Genomic DNA, 19,475 nt, shown 5'->3' on the forward strand with positions numbered 1-19,475 from the left:
ATCGGCGATTTTCGTATTACGCTTGGCGGCGGCACAACTGAAAATGCCACAGGGCGTTTAGATGGTGCGTTTGGGGGGTAGAATGGATGCCTTTTACATGGCTGACTATTGCCGCTGAACACGATGCTCAGGCTCTGAATGCCGGTGTTAAAGTACATGTTCCATCTGAATGGACAGGTGATTGGGTCGACTTAACACTCAGTGGTAAACTATATAGTGATGTGGATGATAACCGAAATGAAGACAGTGCTTACTTCGGCATTAACGCCAAGTTTAACGTGATGATAAACGAGCATAGGGCAAAAGCTTTCGCTGCGCCAATGCCGATGGAAAACGCCAAATTTATAAAAGCAAACTCACTTACTAAGCAGTCATATTATGTGAATGACAGTGAAAACCAAGATACGCAAACATCCAATTTAGAGCAGCAAGTTATCCAACTAAAATATGCGTTACTAAAAGATGGCTTTGAGAATGTCGAAGTAGGCTTTAACAATCAAGAGATCAGTGTCATTTTTGAAAACCATGTCTTTAATCGCAATGAACTCGATGCGCTTGGTTTGGTGCTTGGACGAATTCAGGCATCAATGCCTTCGGAACTTCGTTTCACTGTAACGATGAAAAAGTTTGATATCCAACAAATTCAACTAAAAGGCTTAGTCGCAAGTTACCAAGCATTCATAGAAAATGGCAGCCTTCCTGATTTAGCTGTGAATCAAAACGATTATGTTGAACGTGGTGGATTAAAATGGGTCCATCATGGAGCAAAAAATGCCCCTTATTGGAAGCCTAGAGTGAGCTTAAGTCCTGCACTTGTAACAGGCTTTGCAACTGAACTCGGAGTGCTTGACTATTCATTGGCGCTTCAAGCAGACGTAAGTTTGCCACTTTGGCAAGGTGCCTCGATTGATGTATCAGCACGTCAACACGTCGCGAGCTCCGACGATTACAAGGAAGGTAAACCATTCCACTACTACGAGCACAAGAGCGGTGTTAAAGACATCCTCTTCACGCAAACAGTAAAACTACCATTTAACGTCTATAACCAAACCCAAGTTGGTATTTACAACGAATATTACGATTACTACGGCGCAAAAAACCAAAGCGTTTGGCAAAGCCCACAAGGGACACACCAATTTAGCTTTGAAGCTGGTTATTTTGAATACAAAGATTACTCGGGTAATCGGAAAACCTACTTAGGCGGGTACCGCTATAACTTGAGCGACTACGACATCACTCTGTCAGCCAAAGCTGGTAAATTTTTCTATGGTGATACAGGCTTTAAGCTCGAAAGTAAATTCTGGTTTGGCGATACCGCCATCGACCTTTTCTACCAAAATACAGACGTTCAAATGGTCGGTATTGGTTTGAATATTCCACTTACGTCACGTAAGGATTACGGCGTTACCGAGTTTGGCCAACTAACTGGTAATAAAAACTGGCGACATCAAATACGTACTCGTATTGGCGAAACACGTAACGATTTAAGTTTTGGTACAGCCGTTCAATTACAAACAAATCAGAGTATTGAACGTAACTTTTTGAACCAGGATAGACTCTCTTCTGATTACGTGCTGAATCATGTGGAACGTCTTAAAGAAGCATATATCACGTTTAATTGAGAAAATTGCCACCTTTTCAATAAGGTGGCTTTGGATTTTCTACGATAAAAGTGAGGGATGAACTTTAGCTGCTAGTTGAAGCATTTAAACGAATGCATCGGTTACTCAAAAAACCAATGCGTTAAATAGACCCATTATGCTGATAGCTAGATGCTCGAGAAGCCAAACTTCTGCTGATTAACAGCTAATTTTTTAGGCAATACCTTTATATTTTTTTAAAATAGAGCTGTGAGCTCAAGTTCTCCAGTACTTTAATTGCATTTGCTAACCCGCTACTTTAACTTGAGTTAATTGAACCTAACTCGCTTTAAAGCTCACTACATTATTTTGTTTTCCGCTTTCAGCCTTTTGTTTCCACACCAAATCACATATTCCATCAGTAGGCGTGAAAGCTGTTGGTGCATCAATTAGCAACTGACGGATAGCCTCATGATCAAAATTGTGGCAAGCAATATCCAAGGCTTCTAAAAAGACATTCAATTCAGCAAAAGGTAACATAACTTCTCTTGCTGTCATAATTCGCTCGTGACTTGTATTTAAAACGTTGTCACCTATTAATAACTCTTCATATAGCTTTTCACCAGGGCGAAGACCGGTACATTTAATCTCAATATCACCAAATGGATTTTGGGCAGACTTCACCTCTAAGCCTGACAATCGAATCATTTTTTCAGCCAAGTCCATGATTTTGACACTTTCTCCCATATCAAGGACGAATACATCTCCACCTTTGCCCATAGCTCCAGCTTGAATAACTAACTGCGCAGCTTCTGGGATGGTCATAAAATATCGAGTAATATCATGATGTGTTAAAGTTATCGGTCCACCCTCAGCAATTTGCTTTCTAAATAAAGGGACTACGGAGCCCGAGGAGCCTAAAACATTCCCAAAACGAACCATGCAAAAACGCGTTGTTCTTTTCTCCACATTTTGTGCAAACGCCTGCAGAACTAGCTCAGCCATGCGCTTTGTCGCCCCCATAACGTTAGTCGGGCGAACGGCCTTATCGGTTGAAATAAGTACAAACGTTTCTACTTTAGTTTGCATCGCAGCTTTGGCTGCGTAATAGGTTCCAAATACATTATTTCTTACACCCTCAACCACATTATGTTCGACTAATGGCACATGTTTGTAGGCGGCTGCATGATATACTGTTTGAACGCGGAATGCTTTCATACAGTTTTCGAGTCGATTAATATGTTGAACCGACCCTATAATTGGAATAATTTCAACATCGTAACCTTCGTTTGATTTAATTTCTTGTAACTCTTTATCAATAGAATACAAAGCAAACTCGGATAGTTCAAAAAGCACTATTTTATTTGGCTTATAGCATATAATTTGCCTACTAAGTTCAGAGCCTATTGAGCCTCCTGCACCTGTGACCATCACGACTTTATTTTCAATATTAGCCTTGATGAGGCTCATCCTTAGGCTCTACAGAATCACGCCCCAATAAATCTTCTATTTCTATTTCTCGAAACTCAGACAGATTGGCTTTCCCTTCTATAACATCCGCAATACCTGGAACTGTAAGAACTTTTATCGAGTATGGTTCAAGCAAGGCCAATATCTCTTTTTTGCGAGCTCGATTTACAGAGGGCATAGCCAATAATACTTTGCTCGCTTTCTTCTTTTCTATCAGCTCCTGCAGTTGTGTTATGTCAACAACTTGGATACCTTGAATAATTGCGCCTTGTTTTATCTCACTATCATCAATAAAAGCTGTAACATAATATTCTGGACTTGACCAAAGTGCATAAGCCAACTGCCTGCCGGCATCTCCTGCCCCGTAAATAACAACAGGTTCTTTTGTCTTGAGAGTCATTCGACTCAACAATGAACGTGCAACAATGCGTGACCCTCCGACCATTATTAGCACCAGCAAAGCGTAAATAAATGGTAGTGTCCGTGGTATATGGATTTGCATAAAGAATGAAATCATCACTAAAGATATAGTACTGATGATTGCTCCTCCTGCCACAGCCCAAATAGCTTGTGTTGTTACATAACGTAATACAGCACGATAGAGACCTAACTTTACGAAAGTAAGTAAACTGATTGGTATCAGAGGGATTAGGACAAGCCAGTTATCCAGTTCAGTTATTGGGTCAACACTATCTAATCTAATAACAAGTGCTAGCCAATAAGAAACTACAATGCACAAGAAATCGAAAAACAATGTCACAAGACGTTTGTGAGTGCGAGATGCACTAAATAAGGAGCGCAATAAACTTTCCAATGTATATCCTTAAAAGGGTCACATCAACTGACCTATGTCGCTAGTAACTATAGCTTGTTATTTGTATCTAAACAAAAAGGAGAAAGTATGAAGAAATATTTAAAATGATGAAAAAAGTATCAGTTCTAGCAAAAACAGAGAGGGTAAGATACTCTTACCCAGAAACTAGGATTGCTCTATTGAAGCAAGTGCATAAACCGTTTTTATTGCAGCTACCGTTTTTTCAATTTCACAGTCTTTTAATGTTGGGTGTACCAAAAACATTATAGACCTTTCTCCTAATTCAACCGCATTCGGTAAACTTTCAGTTCGTCACCATGACTATTAATCAACGCCTTTTCTTAATAGACCTTAGTAAAATTGCCGCTAAACCGAAGAACGTCTCGCTCATTTACCTCATTAATATTACGGTAACGAATCCTGTATGTTCAATAAATCGACATACCAACCAAAAGCATTAGATAAAACACTTTATCACTTAGTCTCTATTCTTAACCGCATCACCACTGCCACTACCAGCAACAGTAGCAATAATATATTGAAAGTACTTAGCTACATTTAACGAATCAATCATTTCTTTATCGGTTTTTGCAAGCAGCGCAGGTGTAGACATATCGATATTTTGAATTTGGGCCAGTCCTGTTATACCTGGACGAAAGTCATACACACCTAATTTTTCTCGCTCTACGATCAAGTCTTCTTGGTTAAAAAGATTGGGACGAGGACCAACTAAACTCATTTCACCTTTTAACACATTCCATAACTGCGGCAATTCATCCAACTTAGTTCGACGCATGAAAGCCCCAAACTTGGTAATCTCAGCTGAATTTGCTAAATGGCTAGCAACCGATTCAGTACCGACCGTCATTGTACGAAACTTCACTAAAGTAAATGGTTTTTTATTTTTACCAACACGCTTTTGCCGAAAAACAGGCGAGCCAGTATCGAATAAGCCTATAACAAATAAAATGACTAAAAAAGGGATTGCGAATAACAAACCAAAAAATGCAAACAAAATATCGAAAAGTCGTAACATGTTACTTATCCTTTAATCCTTTGGCCGCCAATTTAAAACCATGCTCTACTGAGTATGGAGGCACCCAACCTAACGTGTCCTTTGTGTGTGAAATATCAACCTGCAATGACCCTATGAGCCTATCTACAACGGCTTGCTTACTAGTCAACCTACCTAACAACGCGAACAACTTAACAGGAACAGGTAGATTAATTAATTTCTTTCCTTGTACTTTCGCCATTAACTCAACTATTTCTTTGGTTGAAAGGTCATTATCGTCAGAAACTAAAAACGTTTGGTTAGCTGCTTTAGGGTGTTCGATACACGTTCTTATTAAATCAATCAAATTATATACTGACACTAAGCTGCGTTTATTCGCGCTAATTGCCCCAAATGGTAACAGGATTTTTTTGAAGCAAGCTTCATTAATGAAGCAAAATTGGCTTTAACCCCTTCTCCATAAACTAATGGAGGCCGAATCACCACTATTTCCATTCCTGTTTCTTTTCCTAAATCAAACAACTTTTGTTCAGCTTCTGATTTCGAAATTCCGTAAGGGTCTTCTGGACGATGCTCGTCATCGAATCTAAAAGGCGGCTTATTAGTTGTGCTCTCACCATTAACTTTGACAGAACTAACAAATACAAATCGCTTAACACCTGCATTAGCTGCTTGCTTGGCTAGATTAAGAGTACCGATTGTATTTGTCTCTCGGAACTCTTGCTGTGAATTCAGACCTGTTTCTCTCATAACCTGGACGCGAGCGGCAATGTGAATTACAACCCCAACCCCCTCCAGTACCTTAAAATACTCCGATGTTGCATCTATATTTGCTTGTAAATATTTGTAACCATTTGGAGGATTTGTTCGGCCAAGTAAATGCAAACTTTCTAGTGATTGCACAATATTCAAAAAGTGATGACCTACAAATCCCGAGTAACCGGTTAATAAAATCTTATCGCTCATTCTTAGGCCTTTAAATAATTCAAAAAGCTTGAAAGGTATTTTACTAAGTACAAATAGCAAATTTGTATATACATTATTTTCAGTACATGCTTGCACGATCTCACTATTAAGCGAAAGTGAGGCTCCTAATCCCTGACGTACTTACTCCTCCGTCTCTCATTCTAACTAATATCTTGTCTATATAACCAAATTTTAATTTCTTGACCAAGAATAATCGCACAAAAACTCATAATCTGCCGAGATTCTATAATGCGTTTTATACAACCCAAATTGGTTATACACCTCCTTTCTAATAAACGTAGCTGGATGAGGGGGCATCCAACCAAACCTCAAATGCCATCTTTTAAATTTAGGTAAAGAATAATAACGAGTAACTTTCTTTAAATTTTCTGGCTTGACAAATACTAAGTCACCAAATAATAAATCTATAGATGAATCAAAGTTTTCTACCACCGCTCTAATTACATCTTCTCTTTCATAAAAGTCATCAGAATTTAAGATCCCCACTATTTCACCAGTCGAAACCTCAATCCCCTTATTCATTGCATCGTAAATACCCTTATCAGGTTCAGAAATCAAAACATCTACATGCTCTTTATATTTTTCTACTATCGTTAAAGTCTCATCCTTGGACCCACCGTCGACTATAATGTATTCTATGTTATCGTAAGTTTGAGCTATAACAGATTTTATGGTGTCTTCAATTATTGCTGCGCTGTTGTAACAGACGGTGATTATACTAATTTTCACAAAGTACACTCTTTATAGATGATAAGGTGCTTTCCAGAAGGTTTAAGGCAATATTTTGAGCTTTTGCTTCCACATAACATCTTAGTTCAGGCGCATTTCCAGAGGGGCGAAAATGAACCACCACATCATCTACAAAAGTTATTCTTAAGCCATCTATTTGATTGAGGTCTACTATTTCTTGAGTTAGACCTAAGCCTTTTAAAAAACTTATTGGATTAGTTTTAATATCAAGTAATAATTGCTGACTTTTCAACGTTGGAAAGTCCTTTAACCTGTCACTCGCAGTAAAGCGTTTTGGTAATTTATTTACTTGGTTGATAAGAGATTCTGACTCGGCTAAAACTGAGATAACGGGCAAAATAGCATCCCGTGTAGGCAATGCTTTTAGCAACTTGCCATTTACCAAGATATCAGAAGCCAATAGGTAACCACCATTAGCTTCAAATCCAGCTACTAAATTAAAGCTTTTTCCTAACTTTTCAAATCCAGCTATGACATATGGGGAACCAATTTTAGTCCGTTCGACATGTTTAAAAAAATCACATTTTTCGATGGCCGTATTGCAGCTTACAGGAACAGCTAGAGCGTCTATTTTTAATGCTTTGCTGCAAAGCAAACCCAAAACATCCCCTCGAAGCCACTCACCTTGTTCATCGGAAAGTAGCGGTCTATCACCGTCGCCATCAGTAGAAAAAAGCGCATCTAATTGATGTTCAACCACCCATTTTCGAGACTCGCCTTTTATCTTCTTCGCTGACAGCTTCTGTATCAATGGGTACGAACTCATCGCTTCGGCCTAGCGAAATCACTTCTGCACCTAGTGCCTCGAATATCTGTTTGTAGGTATCGCGCCCCGCACTTGAGTGCTCGTAAATACCAATACGCTTTCCTCCAAGTGTGTTAGAATCGAATATACTTGTATTGCGCTCAATGTAAGCCTCTTGTGCACCAGATAACAACGTTAATTTGCCAAAATCACCTAGTTCCGGTAAAGCAACATCAATGTTTACAATAGCTTGCTCATCCTCTTTAGTAATTTCACCATCTGGGCGATAAAACTTTAGACCGTTTCTATCAAATGGAATATGACTACCTGTTACCATGATACACGGCAACTTATGCAGCATGGCGTAATAAGCCAATGCAGGTGTTGGCACCACACCGTGATATTCAGTTTGCACACCAATTTTATCTAGAGCACTTGCTATAGCTTGTACCATTCCTAAACTACTGGGGCGATTATCGATTGCAAGTGCAATTGTTTCAAACTGAAAACGCGGCTTAATGCTTTCGACAAACGCTATTGCGAACGCTGCGCAAACATTTGGAGTAAAATCTACAACTAAACCGCGAGCACCGCTTGTTCCAAACGCAATACCACTCTCTTGGATAATTTGCTTAGTCGTTAGCATATTACTTCCCCTCAACACGTCCATAGCGATCTTCAAAGCGAACAATATCATCTTCACCTAGGTAAGAGCCCGACTGAACTTCAATCAGCTCTAAATCAACCTTGCCTGGGTTTTCTAACGCATGCACCGCCGTGATTGGAATGTACACCGACTCATTCTCAGTAACAAACTGCTCTGTATCATTAATTTGCACTTTTGCAGTACCAGAAACCACAATCCAATGCTCGGCTCTATGATGATGCATTTGCACTGACAACTTCGCGCCTGGCTTCACTGTAATACGCTTCACTTGAAAACGCTCTCCACTGTCAACCGAGTCGTATTTGCCCCAAGGACGGAAAACTTCTCGATGGAAGGTCACTTCTGAGCGCTTTTCAGCCTTTAATTGATTAACTATTTGTTTTACTTCTTGTGCTTTGTCTTTATGAGCAACCAAAACGGCATCTTTAGTGTTAACAATCACTAAATCACTAACGCCGACTGTTGCAACAAGCTGGTTGTCACCAAACACTAGCGTATTATGGGTGTCAATCGCTTTAACATTGCCCTTGAAAGCGTTACCGTTTTCATCTTGCTCAGAGACTTCCCAAAGTGCCGCAAAACCGCCAACATCACTCCACCCTGCATCCATAGGGATAACGACCGCATCGCGTGTTTTTTCCATTACCGCATAATCAATAGATTCGTCAGGACAGGCTTCAAACGCCGCTTTATCAACACGGATAAAGTCCATATCGGTATTTTGCACAGCAATTGCCTTTTTACACGCATCATAGATATCTGGCCGATGGACTTTTAACTCTTCCAAATAACGACTTGCTCTAAACATAAACATACCGCTATTCCAATAATATTCACCTGAAGCCATGTATTCTTTTGCTGTGGTTACATCTGGCTTTTCAACAAAACGCTCGACCACAAATGCTTGACTATTCAGTATCGCGGTACCACGTTTGATGTAGCCATAACCTGTTTCAGGTTTGTCGCCAACGATACCAAAGGTAACTAGCTTTCCTTGCTCTGCAAGTAGTTGTGCAGCTACAACGCTTTGCTGAAAAGCAGCGGTATTTTTAATGATATGGTCTGCGGCTAACACCAATAGCATTGCATCATCATTGCTTTCAATTGCCTTGAATGCTGCCAACGCAATTGCAGGCGCGGTATTTCGGCCAACAGGCTCTAAGAAAATACCGCCATGCTGAATGCCTAGTTGACGCAATTGCTCAGCTGCAATAAAGCGATGTTCTTCATTGCAGATGAGCATAACTCGCTTGTGCTCAATGCCTTTTAAACGCTCTACCGTTTGTTGCAGCATCGTCAAGTCGCCATTTAGCGACAAAAATTGCTTTGGGTAATTACCTCGAGATAGTGGCCATAACCTTGTTCCCGAACCACCGGCCATTATTACTGGTAAAATCATCTAACATTCCTCTAAAAGTATATCCTAAAGGGAAAATCGCAAACTTTCCCAAACAAAGTTCAAAAGCCCGAATTCAACTTAGACGTGCAGCACTTTCTAATATCAAGCGACCATTACTAATTCATTAAAAATAACGGCTGCTCGAACCCTAAACACCTTTTAAGACGATTGTTAATCATTGATTGGGCGAGCGGAATATCCTCATCAGCTACCTTTCTCAAGTCCGCACCTTTCTTCACATATGCCTCAACAGACCATTGACGTTTTCGTTTGCGCCTCGCTCCCAGGAGCTATACAGATAGGTAAAATACATTTCAGCATCTAGTAAAACTCTAATCTGCTCATGGCCTGCTAATTATCTATCATTATCTGCAGTGATTGTGTTCATACAGTCTTCGAGTGGCATTAGTATACCGATTATTGCGTTTATCATTGCATCTATCGATTTTGATGGTATTTTCTTAGCCAAATAAAAGCGCCTTTTCCGCTCAAAAATGGTCACGATAGCTCCCGTGCCATACTAGCCTAACACTGTGCCGATTTCCCAATCCCCAAAGCGTTCTCTACTATCGATAATTGATGGGCGCCCATTAATTGATACCGCTTTTTTGGGGGGCTTTCTATTTTAGCGCCTTTGCGATCTCGCTTTCGCCTCTATCTCAAATGACGATAAAGCTTGCCGCCTTGGTATTTAACTCGACTAGCAACATAGCGATAAATCCATTCATAGCTAACGCAAACTCCCATGCTTGTTAGAACATGGGAAATTTGCTAAGGAATTCAATCAATACTAAACAACAAATGCACGAACTAAATTAGCTTAGCTCGTATTCGATACTTGCGAACTAATTTGCACCTGCTAGCAGAATAAATGTGAGCATTCTGAGAGCGATAACTAACGTGTGTTTGGTTTCTTTTTAACTCACGATTCACCGTTGCACGGTGGCACTTCAATTCTTTTGGCATTTTCAGAGATTGAAACTCCCAGTTCCAAATGGCTAGAAATCAGGTATTTTCTCCCCTAGGACAACGGCTGATAACTAATAGTATTACTGCTTGTTTATTTGGGAGAGAAAATCTTAAAATTTTTAACTGTTGGCTTCCTCTTATACACTTTTCTATGAGTGCCGCACTTATTATCTGAAATCACGCTTTAATAAAAAACGAATAAACAAATTAAATAAAACGCCTTCGAACAAACAAAAACCTAAAAAGACTGCTTAAATACCATCTAAAATGCTTTGAAAAGAGAGAGCGATTTTTATACTGCCCACAATGAATCGCTTTAATATTTTTTAGATAAGTCAAATACACTCCCTGCTCTTTCAATCGAAAACACAAATCCACATCTTCAAAGTACATAAAGTAACGCGAATCAAAACCACCAACACGACCAAAGACACCAAACTTTATACACAGAAACGCCCCAGAAGCCCATTCTACATAAGAATTATCCTCCAAAACACTCTTATCATAAATCGAGTTAATTGGCCTTAATAAAATGGGGTTAAATAAACTTAGAAAACCAGCGAAATACCTAACAGAATTCTCCGGTATTGTAAAACCATGATCTTTATACAAATTAATAGTGTAAAAATCTCTCCGCCCTTCATTTAGCTCAACAATCAAAGCTTTAAACTGCTCCTTCTCTATTAACACATCAGGGTTAATCATTAGAAACCAGTCTTGGTCTGTAAAACCCAATTCCCGCACACCATAATCAAAAACAGCATTATTGTTATCACCAAACCCAAGAGGTAATGGGCTATGCAAATAAGCAAAACCATTTTGAGCGCAGTACTCTTTTAAAGATAACTCACCCAAATTATCTCTAACTACAATATCGACATTATCAAACTCTGAAAGCTCAGCAAGCTCTTTATTATCTAAGATATAACGAGCATGCCCATGAGAGACTACACAAATTAAATACCTTACCATACCAAAACCAACTCACAACTTTAACACCAAAAGGCGAAGAAGACTTAAAAGCAAAATCATTATTAGCAATACGCATGAAAATCATTAAAAAACATACACAACAAATTACTTAACCTTTAATATAAAAGCAACATCAAAATTAAAAGAAATAAGAAAACTTACAACAACCACAAATAAACAACAAAGCCAAATATTATTATATCACAAAAAAAATTACCAATCGCACCAAACCCTAAATTACAGCTAGAATCCATCCAATAAAAAATCCAGGGCAAGAACAAGAAAAATCTCTTGCTAATCAATACCCTTTCTAAATAGCACTCGTTTTTTGCTGCTTAGCGCGCACACCTTTGTTAAAGGGTGTCTCTTTCTTTAATAAATTCAATGTAATATGTCTTACACCAGCAAACACTTCTGCTGCACCGTCGCGGCGTATACGTCAACCACCTTCATTCATTGCCACACCCAAACACCAATGAAGACTGTTCTCAATATGCCAATGTGATCGTGTGGCTTCAGCTAGTCTTTGCGCACTCAAGTTCACTGAGCTTATGTAATATTGATATGTTAACTCTCCTTGCTGTTGGTTAACCGATTTACGGTAAGACACTATCGCGCCTACACTTTATAAATTGGGCCAGCTAGCACTTGCGGGAATTTGAGCCATATCATGGCAGACAACGGCCGCCCTGATTGGCTTTGAGAGCCAGTAAATAATCCGCTTCTTTGTCTAAAATTTGCTTCGCAATCTCCTTTTGGCAGTCCATCGCAGCAATCGTCACTAAGCAACCTTTTAGCTCTAGTAGCTGCAGCAACTCTGGGATTGCTGTGATTTCATTGGACTTCGAGTCGGTCTTGCATTGACCTACGCCACGCCATTTTCACAGGCAAACGCACTGAGAATATGGATAGCATCTTTTCTATCAGACTGTTTATATGAACCTTTTAGCCTTTTTCCATCAATGGCAACCACGCTGCCGTCTGTTAGCTCACTGCAATTTTGCATCCATTGAGAAAAACTAGCTTGAAACTAGGTCATAACGATACGGCTTATAACCCTTGCAATCGTGTCGCGCCGAGGCACACCGTTCGATAATGCTATAAATTTACGTAACTAAGATAGTTTGTCATGGGCAAAATCTTCAATTTCTTCCCAACCTTGGCAACCTGCGATTACGGCACTGATAGTTAGAAACAGAATATCGAATAATGGATGTTGCACTTTGCATTGCTGGCGTGGGTCATCAATGGAAGAAAAGTGTTCGAACAACGTATTGGCTGACATAATTGGGCTGCTTAATCTGAAAAACAGTATAAGATCATAAAATTAAGTCAAGGTAAAGTTCATGATCTTGCCCTGACAAAAAACCTTTAAACCTTCAAATTAGTAAAAATCACAAACTAAAAGAATGACATTAACAACAACCATAGAATTATCAGACAATCACTCTACACATGAAAGTTCAATAATCATTCAATAGTATTCATGTGAGATCACTGACACACATTATTAAATCATTCTCTTGCTATATCATCTAACAATCTTTTCAGTGCAATAGAGTTAATCCTCCAAGTTTCTCTATACTCAGAAATTTCGTGTTTACTTTTAAGCATGGTTTTCATTGCCTCTACAAATCGTTGCTCCTTTGGATCTAGAAATATAATTCCTTTTAGATTTAGACTAGGTATCTCGCTATTTTTAGTAGATATGACCTTAGCACCACAGCAATATGCTTCTAAAGGCGGAATACCAAAACCCTCATATAAACTAGGAAATACAAACAAATCACAGGTTGAGTAATATAAGGCCAAAAGTGAGTCCGATATAAAGCCTGTAAACTTTATTCTATCCTTCATCTTAACTTCTATTTTGTTATCAAGATAAGATTCAATTAACCATCCTTTCTTTCCAACTATCAGTAGATCTCCTTCATAATCGGTTTCCTTAACCAACGCAATGAAATCTTCAATTACAGAACTTAAATTTTTCCTAGGCTCTAGAGTGCCGACTGTCAGTATAAATCGATTAGGATGTCTAACACCTTCTTTATGCTTATTATTAAAAACACTTCTGTCAACTGAGTTTCTGATTACATCAACGGTCTTCATTTTCATAAAACCAAATACCTTGACTAATTCATTCTTGGTAAACTCTGAAACCGTTGTGACTTTGGTAGAAAAAAACAAAGAGAGAATTAGAAAAACTTTATTAGACCACTTATTCACTAATGTCATAGTTTCAGGATGCCGTATCATAACGATATCATGAACAGTCAATATATTTCTCAAACCAAATAGAGGAACAACATGATTAGGCCCCCAAAAAACATAACTCCTACCGGAGAAAAACAACCCAGAAATTGCAATATATAGACTTCCTGGTATATATTTAGAAAACCATTGATTGTGGATTTTCAATCCTAAATTATTCAAAACTTCTGGTAAAACAATTTCTTTATTAGAAACCAACTCAATTTCGCAACCTAATTCAAACAGCTCTTTAACAATATTTGCTGTATAGCGAGCAATGCCAGCTGGGTTATCTACCAAACTGCGAGCATCGACCAATATTTTTTTTCTGCAAAAATCAGTCATAAGTACTTTTCCCACTCAGAAGCCAAAACGTCAAGTTTATATTTTTTAGACGCTATAATAGCCTCTAACGCGACTGGTTTAAACAGACCTTTTTCCTGTACTAAATATTTACAACATTCTTCAACAAACATATCTTCTTTGAGTATATAGCCATCGACTTCATGATTTAATATTGAAACAGGACCGATATGATCAGTTGCGAAGACCACAACCCCTTGGCTCATTGCTTCTATAATCACCAACCCAAACAGCTCTTCCCAAGAGTTACTTCTGAGAGATGGTACTAATAAAAAATCAATTTCTGACAAAAAACGTTTTACTTGAGTTCGTTCAGCAATAAAACCAATATAATTAAAGTTAGAGTTAGATTTTGCTAAGGATATAACTTTATCGGAATAAGCTCCTTTCCCTGCACAATAAAACCTGACTTTATCGGTATCAGAAAAACTATTATAAACATCTAAAAATAGTTTAATACCTTTCGACTCATCTAACCGACCAAGAAAACCGACTCGGACATCATTCCTGCAAAATTTATTTCCGAAATCAAAATCACTTATAACCTCAACATCAACAGAATGAGATAATTGAACTACATTGTTACAGTTTAAAAATTTACTTAGTGAATTTCGAGGCTCCTGCGGTAACGGCAATTCTTGATTCAAAAGAGTTCAATAGATTCATCCAAATTTTTTGCAGCAACTTTCTTACAGGACGCGGGTATTCAAATGGAACGTGTCCATGCCAAAAAGGCCAAGACGTATGGTAGTGAACTCTATTTCTATAACTGAGCATACCATAAAAAATAACTCTAAAATTGAACGGTGCCATTGCTAAAATGATATTTTCGCCGCCTAAAAATGGCATTTTAAAAAGAAAGAGCAAAGAGTTAATTGTATCTTTTGTAAGCTTTTTATTCTTGACCAAGTCACGAATAGCAAAGCGAAAGGGGCGAGTATTAAGGTATTGAATATCATGACTTTTTTCGACCGCCTTGTAGTATGGCCGACCATCGAAATCATGTAGTATATATATCTTACTAATTTTCTTCATTGAGCATATCTTTCAAAATTTTTGATGTTTTTCCCCAGCTAAATCGACTCAATATCCTTCCTGCTTCATCAGGATTAAATCTAACATTTTCAGACAAACAATTAGCGATTGAGTCGGGGTCTTTAGTCTGAAAATAACGGATATTACTATTTTTGAACTCCATAAAAGCGGGGATTGAGTTACAATAGATAGGTGTCTCATGATTTAATGCATCTAATACTGGTAAGCCAAAGCCTTCATAATGAGATGGAAACACTAACCCTACAGACTCTCGGTAAAGGATACTTAACTCTAAATCGTCGACATATCCAATACTTCTAATCCCTTCCACTTCAAATTTCTTAGAATTTCCAACTATTATCAAAGAATGCTCTCCTCCATTATTTCTATATTTCTCATACCCCAAAACAAATTCATCCAAACCTTTGTGTGGGCGAGAGTTTCCTACATATAAAAAGAATGACTCCTTGAAGCGACGGAATTTAAATTTATTCTCAGCAACATTCAAAGTTACTCCCTCACCAATAACAATTGAATCTCTATTATATATTTTTCTCACATCTTTTTTTGTTGAATCAGAGACTGAAAATATAACAGAACAATTTTGCAAAGAACGATCGACAATAAAATCGAAGTACATTCTGGCTAAAAACGTTCTGCACTTACTACCGAAAAAGCCAGGGACAAACTTATACATCAAATCATGAATTACCATCATCTGTTTTGTTTTTTCGAAAGAGAGTAATGAGCCAGAGTAAAACATTGACATATAAATCGATGGGCCTTCACTTCTCAACCAAAAACTAAATTTGATAAAATCAACAATATTAAATGGTTTATATTTAACAACAATCTGATTACTGGGCAACCTCTCATCGTAACTATTAACTATATAAAAACAATCCGGTGAATCTATATTTGAAACAACTTTCAATATAAAATTTGATATACCAGTAGGTTTTACTGAAACCAATCTACAATCTATATATTTCAACTATTGCCCCTCCTAGATAACACATTCAATAAAATCACATATAGAATATATATTATCAAGACTAGCATTAAAGTTTTAATAAAAACAAAAACTGGCGTTTTAACAATAAAAAAGAAATTGGATACAAGAAAAACATATAGAAGAGGGTTCTTTTTAGAACTATATATTATAAAAAGAAAAAAATAGAAATAAAACATGAAGAATAAAGGTGCTAAATAGTTAAAATAAAGAATAGCATCAGACAAGAAAAAATGACCACCAAATGGATAAACCTTTCCATGAATCAAAAAACCTGAATACTCTTTAATAAATGTCGCATAGTATGGCTGGCCAATTCCTATAACTGTTGAAAGCAAGTCGATAAAGTAACCCAAAAAAAAGGAATAATCGTAATCATATTCACTATATACCGCAATTACATTATAAGCTCCATAGCTACCAAATATACCTTCTGAATAAAAAGGCCATAAAACAAGTTCAAATGATAATGGTATATCATTTCTTGACAAAGTCACAAAAATAAACACAAACAAAATTAAAAGTAGAGGGATCAAATTCCTTATTATTGAATAAACTTTAACTCTTAATACAAACAATAGAGCAAATACAAAAACAAAAAAGAATGTCCTTGAGGAATCCAATACAAATATCACACACATCATAAGAAACAGTAGTAACAAATACCATTTTCTATTTTCACTTTGTATTTCTATACAAAATAGAAATACCAATGTTGTTTTTAAAAACGCTGCAATAGTATGATTTAATGTGAACTCTTCTCCGTACTCTGGCCAAGGTGCGATATTTACAAAATATGCTACAAAAGGAAAAATAATAAAAAACAAGTAAAAACTTAGCTGGCTTTTGACAACAACATCAACGTAGTCAAAAGACAATAATTTAAAACCAAAATGAGTAAAGGAAAATAAAAAAATAAAAGCATTAGTTATCGTAACATATATAACCACTAGCTCAGATATATCGACCGTTAGATTGTGCAATTCAATATTTACAACTTCTGAACCGAAGACCAAATATACGTAAGGAAAAAATGTATAAATAAACGAAAAGACCGCATACACGTAAATTGGTGACACAATATCTTTTGAAATCGCGTATTGTCTAAAGATAAGGATAGCGACACTAAAAATATAAAGAATCATCATTTCAATAAAATCTTCTTCATTTTTATAATTGCCTTTAAAACCTTAGGTTTAGCATAATAGTCTTGATTGTTCTTCATTTTGCTAATCATATTTTCAACCTCAAAGTCGCTTTCATTATAAATACCATTAGCATTTTCATAAAAATAAGCCACCGATTTATTACTTATAATCACATTATATGCTCTAGGCTCTGTACTTTTTATTGGAAAATAAACTATATGATAATCCCTATATCTAACCCATAATTCATTAACTTCTAGCCCCTCCTTTTTAACTTTATAGGCAAGTAGCTTTTCTGGGTTCATGTCATTTTTCATGTAACTTTTATACAGCTCTTCATTTGATGACCATTTCCAAAGTTTAATCATGTCGGATTTACTTCCAGATATGATATGATCGGACACCCATGCATGTGGGATAAGATAATTTTTCGATACATTGAGCGTACCATGTTTTAGTATCGTTCGTTGAAAAAAGTCTTTACTAATAAGAACACAGTCTGTCCTGATCCTCAAAACAAGATCGTATTCTTGTGTTGTTATTTCTAATTGAGCGATCAGGATTCTCATACTATTAAACATCCCTATAATACTGGATGCCGGGGATTGTCCATTCTCTGTTCTTGTTTTAAATATGCTATCATACTCTGATTGAGAATAAGGTTGAGCATATGTTATAAACTTAACTTCACAATAAGACCTTTTCATGTCGAGTTTAAATTCTTCTTCCTGCTCTCTTACTTTATTACCTGAATCGCCTGACCAAAGGAAAATAAACAGGTCAAAGTCGTATTCTGATGAATACTTCTCTAACTGAGCAACTGTTGAATTAATATACCTTGAAGGTCCCGCAATCAGAACCGCACATTTTTTCATGTGGCCCTCCTTTTTAAGACTAAAAAGTAAATATATGGAATACAAATAAAAAACGGAAGAAACAAATTTATTACCATAGTTAAAATATTTAATTCAAAATACACTTTCAACACATCAAAAATAAGGAAGGGGAAAAATAGTGGAACACATTTAAATAACGAAACCAACAGACTGAGTCTAAATTTAATTGAACTAATACCAAACCCATACTTATACATAATAAAATAGATCGAAATGCTATTAACAATAAAACTTATCGTAACTGCATATGTTACTGCTAATAAGTTTTCAAATAAATATATAGCAAACACTATGTTCGTTACAAATATTATTGAACCAATCAAGCCAGCTCGAAAAAGAAGATCAAACCTGCCCAAAGCTTGAAAAAATCCTCCGGATGTTGCAATGACCATTTGTATTGGCAATGAATAATTTAAAACACGGATCAGTTCTGAAACGCCACTCCACTTAGAACCAAGTAAAATATATACTATAGTATCAGCATTGAAGTGTATAACCAAAGAAATTAAAACACCTATTATTACCAGTTTACCTACCAGATATACATGTTCTCTTTCTAGGATTATTTTATTATCTTTGTATTCACTTAAAACAGGCTGGATAGCACTACTAAGTGAAAACGAAATTAACTGCAATGGATATCTCATCAACTGATACGCTTGGTCATATAGACCTAATTTAGCAGCACCAAGATACTTTCCAACAAGTAAATTATCCAAGTTTCTTGCGAAATAATTGATAAGCCCAAATCCAAATTGATACGCAGCCATACGGTAGTTTCTTTTTACAAAGCTAAAGTTTCTTGTTATAGAATAATTACCTAACTTTGTATTTTGCTCATAATATTTAAGCAAAAAAAATCTGGATATCGAATAGATCGAGGTTTTGGACATTAGAAGAAACAGCGGATCAACTTCCATTCCGAATAGAGACGCGATGAAAATTAATGTAATTATATGAGAAACAGCATCGATATAGGACACTGTTAAAAACTTAAGTTCTTTTATTAGTAATGTATAAGGTACAATAGATATACAACTAAAAAATATAGTTGGTATTGATATATATAATACTATTGGTGAAAAGTCGTAATGATAATAATCAAGAATGGGGCCGGTCAACAGATAAAAAAATATGGACGTTAAACTACCCAGAATAATAGTGATAAAATAGATACCACCTAGTTCTTCATTTTTCGTATTTTTTTCGTTTATGATTACAGGACCAATTCCGATATCGGTTAATAATTGAAAAAATGCTATAAAAACAACTATAGATGCAACTGCGCCAAAATTTTCTGGCGAAAACATACGAGCATACAACATGAGCGTGATAATTTGGATAGCATAGATTCCTAACTTGCCAAATATTGTATGTGCAATTGCCGTATTCAACTTTTTCAT

Annotated in this window: 16 protein-coding genes and 3 pseudogenes; 1 reads left to right on the forward strand and 18 read right to left on the reverse strand. The window is 36.8% G+C overall.

What is annotated here, in order from left to right; translation table 11 throughout:
* The first annotated feature begins 86 nt into the window (after positions 1-86).
* Positions 87-1,622 (forward strand): hypothetical protein, encoded by a 1,536-nt coding sequence (locus tag J5O05_RS06955; RefSeq protein WP_244369892.1) that lies wholly within the window; start codon positions 87-89, stop codon positions 1,620-1,622.
* 297 nt (positions 1,623-1,919) lie between these two features.
* On the opposite strand, the pseudogene J5O05_RS06960 reads toward J5O05_RS06955, so the two are convergent.
* The 18 genes and pseudogenes from J5O05_RS06960 to J5O05_RS07035 form a co-directional block, all read right to left on the reverse strand.
* Positions 1,920-3,864: pseudogene (locus tag J5O05_RS06960) on the reverse strand (polysaccharide biosynthesis protein).
* A 478-nt stretch (positions 3,865-4,342) separates the two neighbouring features.
* Positions 4,343-4,900: a sugar transferase gene (locus tag J5O05_RS06965; RefSeq protein WP_208844166.1), complete on the reverse strand. Its 558-nt coding sequence runs from the start codon at positions 4,898-4,900 to the stop codon at positions 4,343-4,345.
* 1 nt (position 4,901) lies between these two features.
* Entirely contained in the window at positions 4,902-5,240 is a 339-nt protein-coding gene (locus J5O05_RS22695; protein ID WP_341874709.1) for a Rossmann-fold NAD(P)-binding domain-containing protein, read from the reverse strand.
* Positions 5,240-5,941 (reverse strand): NAD-dependent epimerase/dehydratase family protein, encoded by a 702-nt coding sequence (locus J5O05_RS22700; protein WP_341874710.1) that lies wholly within the window; start codon positions 5,939-5,941, stop codon positions 5,240-5,242. The genes J5O05_RS22695 and J5O05_RS22700 overlap by 1 nt, the downstream gene beginning before the upstream one ends.
* Positions 5,942-6,037: 96 nt before the next feature.
* Entirely contained in the window at positions 6,038-6,595 is a 558-nt protein-coding gene (locus J5O05_RS06975; protein WP_244369894.1) for a glycosyltransferase family 2 protein, read from the reverse strand.
* The gene (locus tag J5O05_RS22705; protein ID WP_341874711.1) at positions 6,585-7,316 is read right to left on the reverse strand and encodes a phosphohexomutase domain-containing protein; all 732 of its coding nucleotides are present in this window, start codon (positions 7,314-7,316) and stop codon (positions 6,585-6,587) included. Before J5O05_RS22705 ends, J5O05_RS06975 begins: the two co-directional genes overlap by 11 nt.
* Positions 7,309-8,007, reverse strand: a complete 699-nt coding sequence (locus tag J5O05_RS22710; RefSeq protein ID WP_341874712.1) for a phosphohexomutase domain-containing protein — start codon at positions 8,005-8,007, stop codon at positions 7,309-7,311. Before J5O05_RS22710 ends, J5O05_RS22705 begins: the two co-directional genes overlap by 8 nt.
* A 1-nt stretch (position 8,008) precedes the next feature.
* The gene (locus J5O05_RS06985; RefSeq protein WP_208844167.1) at positions 8,009-9,427 is read right to left on the reverse strand and encodes a mannose-1-phosphate guanylyltransferase/mannose-6-phosphate isomerase; all 1,419 of its coding nucleotides are present in this window, start codon (positions 9,425-9,427) and stop codon (positions 8,009-8,011) included.
* Positions 9,428-9,543: 116 nt separating this feature from the next.
* Positions 9,544-10,436 (reverse strand): annotated as a pseudogene (locus J5O05_RS06990) (IS30 family transposase).
* A gap of 167 nt (positions 10,437-10,603) precedes the next feature.
* A complete protein-coding gene (locus tag J5O05_RS06995; RefSeq protein WP_208844168.1) occupies positions 10,604-11,368 on the reverse strand; it encodes a glycosyltransferase family protein in 765 nt (254 codons plus the stop codon).
* Positions 11,369-11,678: 310 nt separating this feature from the next.
* Positions 11,679-12,653, reverse strand: a pseudogene (locus tag J5O05_RS07000) (ISAs1 family transposase).
* Positions 12,654-12,883: 230 nt separating this feature from the next.
* Positions 12,884-13,978, reverse strand: coding sequence for a glycosyltransferase family 4 protein (locus J5O05_RS07005; protein WP_208844169.1), 1,095 nt, complete (start codon positions 13,976-13,978; stop codon positions 12,884-12,886).
* Positions 13,960-14,628, reverse strand: a complete 669-nt coding sequence (locus J5O05_RS07010; protein ID WP_208844170.1) for a glycosyltransferase — start codon at positions 14,626-14,628, stop codon at positions 13,960-13,962. The genes J5O05_RS07005 and J5O05_RS07010 overlap by 19 nt, the downstream gene beginning before the upstream one ends.
* Positions 14,579-15,016: a hypothetical protein gene (locus J5O05_RS07015; RefSeq protein ID WP_208844171.1), complete on the reverse strand. Its 438-nt coding sequence runs from the start codon at positions 15,014-15,016 to the stop codon at positions 14,579-14,581. The genes J5O05_RS07010 and J5O05_RS07015 overlap by 50 nt, the downstream gene beginning before the upstream one ends.
* Positions 15,003-16,010, reverse strand: coding sequence for a glycosyltransferase family 4 protein (locus J5O05_RS07020; protein WP_208844172.1), 1,008 nt, complete (start codon positions 16,008-16,010; stop codon positions 15,003-15,005). Before J5O05_RS07020 ends, J5O05_RS07015 begins: the two co-directional genes overlap by 14 nt.
* Positions 16,007-17,176, reverse strand: coding sequence for a hypothetical protein (locus tag J5O05_RS07025; RefSeq protein ID WP_208844173.1), 1,170 nt, complete (start codon positions 17,174-17,176; stop codon positions 16,007-16,009). The genes J5O05_RS07020 and J5O05_RS07025 overlap by 4 nt, the downstream gene beginning before the upstream one ends.
* Positions 17,173-18,051: a hypothetical protein gene (locus J5O05_RS07030; RefSeq protein ID WP_208844174.1), complete on the reverse strand. Its 879-nt coding sequence runs from the start codon at positions 18,049-18,051 to the stop codon at positions 17,173-17,175. The genes J5O05_RS07025 and J5O05_RS07030 overlap by 4 nt, the downstream gene beginning before the upstream one ends.
* The gene (locus J5O05_RS07035) at positions 18,048-19,475 is read right to left on the reverse strand and encodes an oligosaccharide flippase family protein (protein WP_208844175.1); all 1,428 of its coding nucleotides are present in this window, start codon (positions 19,473-19,475) and stop codon (positions 18,048-18,050) included. The genes J5O05_RS07030 and J5O05_RS07035 overlap by 4 nt, the downstream gene beginning before the upstream one ends.

The sequence above is a fragment of the Pseudoalteromonas xiamenensis genome (genome assembly GCF_017638925.1).
Classification (GTDB): domain Bacteria; phylum Pseudomonadota; class Gammaproteobacteria; order Enterobacterales; family Alteromonadaceae; genus Pseudoalteromonas; species Pseudoalteromonas xiamenensis.

Coding starts and splice junctions, on each gene's coding strand:
- J5O05_RS22710 (WP_341874712.1), bottom strand. CDS start 8,007: ATGCTAACGACTAAGCAAATTATCCAAGAGAGTGGTATTGCGTTTGGA.
- J5O05_RS06965 (WP_208844166.1), bottom strand. CDS start 4,900: ATGTTACGACTTTTCGATATTTTGTTTGCATTTTTTGGTTTGTTATTC.
- J5O05_RS07035 (WP_208844175.1), bottom strand. CDS start 19,475: ATGAAAAAGTTGAATACGGCAATTGCACATACAATATTTGGCAAGTTA.
- J5O05_RS07015 (WP_208844171.1), bottom strand. CDS start 15,016: ATGAAGAAAATTAGTAAGATATATATACTACATGATTTCGATGGTCGG.
- J5O05_RS06955 (WP_244369892.1), top strand. CDS start 87: ATGCCTTTTACATGGCTGACTATTGCCGCTGAACACGATGCTCAGGCT.
- J5O05_RS06995 (WP_208844168.1), bottom strand. CDS start 11,368: ATGGTAAGGTATTTAATTTGTGTAGTCTCTCATGGGCATGCTCGTTAT.
- J5O05_RS06985 (WP_208844167.1), bottom strand. CDS start 9,427: ATGATTTTACCAGTAATAATGGCCGGTGGTTCGGGAACAAGGTTATGG.
- J5O05_RS07030 (WP_208844174.1), bottom strand. CDS start 18,051: ATGAAAAAATGTGCGGTTCTGATTGCGGGACCTTCAAGGTATATTAAT.
- J5O05_RS07025 (WP_208844173.1), bottom strand. CDS start 17,176: ATGATGATTCTTTATATTTTTAGTGTCGCTATCCTTATCTTTAGACAA.